At 49.7% G+C, this 5090-nt stretch carries 9 protein-coding genes; 1 reads left to right on the top strand and 8 read right to left on the bottom strand.

Annotation, left to right across the window (positions count from 1 at the left end; translation table 11 throughout):
• Positions 1-48 precede the first annotated feature (48 nt).
• A complete protein-coding gene (locus tag HK11_RS11775) occupies positions 49-306 on the top strand; it encodes a conjugal transfer protein TraD (RefSeq protein WP_086555508.1) in 258 nt (85 codons plus the stop codon).
• Between the two features lie 92 nt (positions 307-398).
• On the opposite strand, the gene HK11_RS11770 is transcribed toward HK11_RS11775, so the two are convergent.
• From HK11_RS11770 to HK11_RS11735, 8 genes are all read right to left on the bottom strand, one after another.
• On the bottom strand, positions 399-821 hold the full coding sequence (locus tag HK11_RS11770) for a putative toxin-antitoxin system toxin component, PIN family (protein ID WP_086555506.1): 423 nt from the start codon (positions 819-821) through the stop codon (positions 399-401).
• Positions 821-1060 carry a ribbon-helix-helix domain-containing protein gene (locus tag HK11_RS11765; RefSeq protein WP_086555505.1) on the bottom strand — a complete coding sequence of 80 codons (240 nt, stop codon included), beginning with the start codon at positions 1058-1060 and terminating at the stop codon, positions 821-823. The genes HK11_RS11770 and HK11_RS11765 overlap by 1 nt, the downstream gene beginning before the upstream one ends.
• 197 nt (positions 1061-1257) lie before the next feature.
• Positions 1258-1818: a recombinase family protein gene (locus HK11_RS11760; protein WP_086555504.1), complete on the bottom strand. Its 561-nt coding sequence runs from the start codon at positions 1816-1818 to the stop codon at positions 1258-1260.
• A gap of 148 nt (positions 1819-1966) precedes the next feature.
• Positions 1967-2224, bottom strand: coding sequence for a hypothetical protein (locus HK11_RS11755; RefSeq protein ID WP_086555503.1), 258 nt, complete (start codon positions 2222-2224; stop codon positions 1967-1969).
• On the bottom strand, positions 2221-2892 hold the full coding sequence (locus HK11_RS11750; RefSeq protein ID WP_086555507.1) for a ParA family protein: 672 nt from the start codon (positions 2890-2892) through the stop codon (positions 2221-2223). Before HK11_RS11750 ends, HK11_RS11755 begins: the two co-directional genes overlap by 4 nt.
• 215 nt (positions 2893-3107) lie before the next feature.
• Entirely contained in the window at positions 3108-3605 is a 498-nt protein-coding gene (locus HK11_RS11745; RefSeq protein ID WP_086555502.1) for a helix-turn-helix domain-containing protein, read from the bottom strand.
• 233 nt (positions 3606-3838) lie between these two features.
• Positions 3839-4138, bottom strand: a complete 300-nt coding sequence (locus HK11_RS11740; protein ID WP_003630737.1) for a DNA-binding transcriptional regulator — start codon at positions 4136-4138, stop codon at positions 3839-3841.
• A gap of 1 nt (position 4139) precedes the next feature.
• Positions 4140-4478 (bottom strand): type II toxin-antitoxin system RelE/ParE family toxin, encoded by a 339-nt coding sequence (locus HK11_RS11735; protein WP_086555501.1) that lies wholly within the window; start codon positions 4476-4478, stop codon positions 4140-4142.
• Positions 4479-5090: the final 612 nt, after the last annotated feature.

Genomic DNA, 5090 nt, shown 5'->3' with positions numbered 1-5090 from the left:
CAGGCAGCCCTGATCCATCGTTATCAGGCACGAAAGGCACGTACCGACATGCGCGATCAGGCGAAGGCACGACGGGAGAGGACACGTCATCTGATTGAACTGGGAGGGCTGGTCAGCAAGGCGGGACTGGTTGATCTGATCGATGATGACCGCGCCACTATGCTCGGGGCATTTCTGGACATTGCAGGGCAGCTTCAGGGAGACAGTGACACCACTCCGGCTGATCTGAAAACACGCTGGCGACGCGCGGGGCTTCATGCTTTCGATGCAGAAAAAGTGCATGCAGGAAGGAAAGAAAATCCATAACGAATAACATGCCAGGCAGACAGGAATAACCGGACAATCCTGATGCTGATAAGCGTATGTTTCAGGTCTGACCGAACGTCGACCTGAAATACTCAACCAAGAGCAATGGAACAGAAATCTACTGGCGTCACAATGCGTGCTCTCTGGAAGAACCCCTTCTCCAGAAGACCTGCACGATGATCGCCTGTTACAAGATAGTCCGCATCGAATGCCAGTACCATTGTCAGGAGAAAGGCATCGTCCGGATCGCTGATGGTCACGTCAGCCGGCAAGGCAGGGAGTTGCCCGGCCACAGACGCTTTGCGCATGTTGTTAATCATCGCTCCGACCCGATGAGGCGGCAGAATTGGTCGGAGTTTGGGATAGCGACTGACCCGCCTGAGTTCTTCAAGTTGGGTTGTGGACGTAACCAGGTCGAACCGGTTCGCGCGCCAGGCACGATAAATCGCATCAGGAGCACCACGAGAATATATCAGAGCAGAAACAAGAATATTGGTATCCAGAACAACCCGCATCAGTGTCCACGTGCCCACTGCACAGCTTCATTGACCAGGTCGGTTATTTCAGCCTCGTTCATATCCTCAGTTGCCGCTTTAGCCTGTTCTGCAGCCTGCTCTAACAGATAGGATCTTACAGCATTCTCGATAAAACGGGATAGATCACCTTTACGTCCTCCGCCCTTAGCGGCGAGAAACATACGAACAGACTGATCCACTTCAGATGAAACTGCGATATTCCAGCGGGTGGTGGACATAACTTACCTCCATATATACAGATAAACACTTATACACCGATCTTGCCTGTTTTCTATATTGCTTTCTGGTAAAGACTGAAATCCTTGCGCAGCGATCTTATGGTCAGGTCTGGAAAATCAATCACCCCGGACTATCATGTGAATGATCTGGAGGATCGAAAGATCAGCTGACGATTACTGACTATGTGGCCTGTGCCTCAGGAAGTCTTTAGATACGAATAAAGTGTTTCCCGGCTTATTTTGAAGTCACGTGCAATCTGAGCTTTGGGTTCATGAGAGATAGCGCGCTTACGCAACTCTGTGACCTGTTCGGGTGACAGTTTAGGTCTGCGGCCCGGAACCTTGCCTTTGGACCGGGCGGCAATCTGACCTTCTTTCTGACGCTCCCGTATGAGTGCTCGCTCGAATTGCGCAACTGCCCCAAAAATCTGCATCATTAAATCCTGCATGGGGTTGTTTTCTCCGGTGAATGTCAGACCTTCTTTAATGAACCGAACGCCGACACCGCGTCCCGTCAGGGTCTGCACCAGGTGCATCAGGTCACCAAGATCACGCGCAAGTCTATCGATAGAGTGGCAAACAATCGTATCGCCTTCCCTCACATATCCCAGCATCTCACTAAGGGCAGGACGGTTTCTGGTGCCTCCACTGCATTTGTCTGTAAATGTTTTCTCTACTGACACACCTTCAAACGTCTGACGGTCAGTACACTGATCAGCTGACGAAACCCGAACATATGCGACAATCTGGCCGGCCATAATAAATGTTTCCTTATATGTAAGGAAATTTTAAAGATATATCATGACAGTATGTCAATAAATTATTTTATTATATTTTACTGACATATCAGAAATACGGTTTCCTGCCACCAGGTCATCTGTCCGGAAAAGTATGCAATGCTGACACCTACCGATCACCAAACTTGCGGGCAGCGTTCTCACGTTCAAACAGTTCCTCAATCGCCTTTTTGATAAGCTGCGAATTGTCCAGGTTCAGACGTGCTCGAAGGATTGCGACCTTTTCCACGGTGTCAGCGTCCAGATAACCGCCAATGTGTTTTAGTCCGGCCCTGGTATTCTTCACGGGTTTAACTGCCTTGGTTGCCGGTTCCTGCTGACGTTTCATCACGTCCAGAAATGAACTGGCTGTTGGTTTTTTGCTCATTTTTGCACCTTTGCACGCTTGCTCTTGTGCACAACTGCACTTGTGCCAATGTTCGCACGTTCTTTTATGCACTTCCAGAGTGCGGCAATTTCCTGCGCTGCCCTTCCTTTGGGTTCCATCTCTGTGGCTGTTTTACCTTCACGGGCCGCGTCTCTATGCGCCTTCAATCGTGCGATAGACGGCAACGCCATATCCAAGTTCAGGCTTGCGAAAATCTCTTGCCCTATGTCCTGTTCAGACTTTCCAGAAGGCTGCGTCATGGTCAGAACGGCAAGAGCTGGCTTCCCTGCCAGTCGTGCCAGGCGTTCCGTACGAGCAATCTGCTCATATGCCTCTATGTCTGGTGTGCAGGGTATCAACACCATATCGGCGGAATCAACGGCGGCTGGCGTCTCTGTGCTTCTGGCTGGTGGTGTGTCGATAAATACAACATCACATCCAGCATCCTCTGCACGTTTCAGAATTGCAGGCAGTTCGCGCTCTGTTGAGAACTGAACCAATGGCGTGTTTGCTTCTCGACGTTCAGACCAGGCAACGGTTGATTGCTGGCTGTCCATATCAATCACCAGGACATTCAAGCCTTCCAGAGATGCCGCAACGGAAAGAGACCTGGTAAGCCAGGATTTACCGACACCTCCTTTCTGCATAGCGATTGCAAAAGTTCTCATGTGCATTTTTACCCTTGTTCCATTGTGCACAACTGCACTTGTTCATAACTGCAACCGTGCAGGATTTCCAAGATATATCCTTAAGCCGGTAGGCAAATAGCAGGCGTGATGTTGGTTTCGGGCTACGTAGGACCTAGTTTACCGCGAGCGTTTCCATATGCTTCCTATTCATGAGCCATACGGTGCTAGTTTTTGGTGTGTTGGAGGAGGTGAGACTAGGTGCTGCCCCGGTATCCTATGCTTTCACACCATCGTATCAGGTCATTATGCGACATTCCGGCAGCTGAAACCGGTTCTGCATTAAAGAAATTACTTTGAGAATTAAGTTCGCTGTCATTTTGGCACTTAGAAAGAAACGCCCGTTTTCTGCGGGCAAGAGCATCTTTAAGCTGTTGTGTGTAATGGGCGGCAGCAGCACGTGCCTGCTCCAATGGCTTGATGATCAGACGATACCGATTAACGCCGTTACAGATGCGCCCTGATACCTTCTGACGTTGTCGTGTGCGTTCGACTATCCCTAAACGGTAAGCGGTCTCTAAGGCACGTATAACGGTTCTGGTGCTGCATCCAGCACGAGATGCAATGCTCTCATGGCTAGGGAATAACCCACGGTGTCCCTGAAAGCTGGCAAGTGCCTGCAAAACAAGGTGCGTTTTACCTGTGATCTGACGAGATTGTGTGAGTGTCCAGAGAGTAGAAGCGAAAGAGGTCACAACCAAAAGCCTTTCAAAAAAGGCGAGGCTTCCTCTCTCCTGCTGATCTAAGGCTTGAAACCGGCTTCGGTTATCCTTAGAATATAGCTTCGGACGCAACGGGTGTTCCACCACCTTTTGCATCAAGTCCACCTCACCGCTGGAACAGTGAGTTTTTGAAAGGGTCGCCTTGCCGGGCGACCCTTTCGCATTTCAGGCACTATGTATCTTGGAAGCTGAGTCTGGCAAGAGTATCATACACCAATAAGCACACGCTCAACCGCCTGCGGTTCTCGATCAATCAACATTAGCAACGTGCGGGCGGCCTTTTCTGGTATCCGGCGCTTCTGTTCCCAGTCACGCACAGCGGCGGCACTAAACCCATACCGAGCAGCAAAACGCACCTGGCTCAGACCAGTCCGCTTCCGAATATCAGCAACATTGATTTCAGGAGGCGTCCAGACACGACCGGGCTTTACAGCCCCTTCGGCAATACCTACAGCCTGCTCCATGGAGGCAAGCAGTTCATCGGAAATGTTCATTTTCTCTGCCATGTTAAGTCCCTCCCTGATCTGATCTCTTTATGCGTTCGGCCATAGATGTCATGGCTTTCTTCTGATCTGGCGTAAGATCATCCTGTTCATTCTTGCCGTAGATCAACAGGGCATAAACAGGAAACCGGTCACTCGCGACATACCAGATGACCCGAACACCGCCCCTCTTACCTCGACCTGACCCAGCAAACCTTAGCTTTCTAACGCCACCAGTTCCGGGGATAATGTCACCTTGGCGTGGGTTCTCTGCAAGCAACCTAATGAGTTCTGCCCGTTCTTCACGGCTCAAAAGAGCATCTGCCCTCTTGGTAAAGATCGGGGTTTCTATAACTGAATGCATAAATCTTTATACGGCATTGCCGTATTTTTAGCAAGAGATGATAATGAGAGCGTCTCCAGCGGGACAACTTCATAGCCCGCATGTTGTCACATCTGAAATCTCCCGGAAAAACCACCATGCAGCCCTTAATACACCGTGGCTCCGGTCTGTCCCTATCTGACTATAGACTGTTTAGGTCAACCTAATTTGAATGGAAGAAATGGGGGCAAACGGACTGTCCGGCTTAGGATGGAAACTTGAAAAACCGGACATTCAAGACCGCGAAATGATCGCAACCACAATTCCCACTCGATTGTTGATAATGAAATAATAGTCATATTTATCAGTCAGTTAAAAAATTAAAAATCACCAATGCCATGTTTGATACCATGATTCTGGTTATAGACCGTAGACGCCCCCTTTCGCCGTGCAGCAACGATTTGGCCACGATTACAAGCGAAAATCGCCTAGATCTGCGTCATTGCTGACAATCCGGCAGCGCGAAGTGAACGTCCACAAACGCCGTAAGCTGACGTTCGATAACCCTGACACTCTAGGCTCAGGACCTATTAATTTATTGAACTGAGCGAGAGATTGTGATTCACAGGCTTACCGATGGAGGATGAGCCTGTG

This window comes from Acetobacter sp. DmW_043 (genome assembly GCF_002153485.1).
Taxonomy (GTDB): domain Bacteria; phylum Pseudomonadota; class Alphaproteobacteria; order Acetobacterales; family Acetobacteraceae; genus Acetobacter; species Acetobacter thailandicus.
This window is presented reverse-complemented; position numbering and strand designations above follow the sequence as displayed.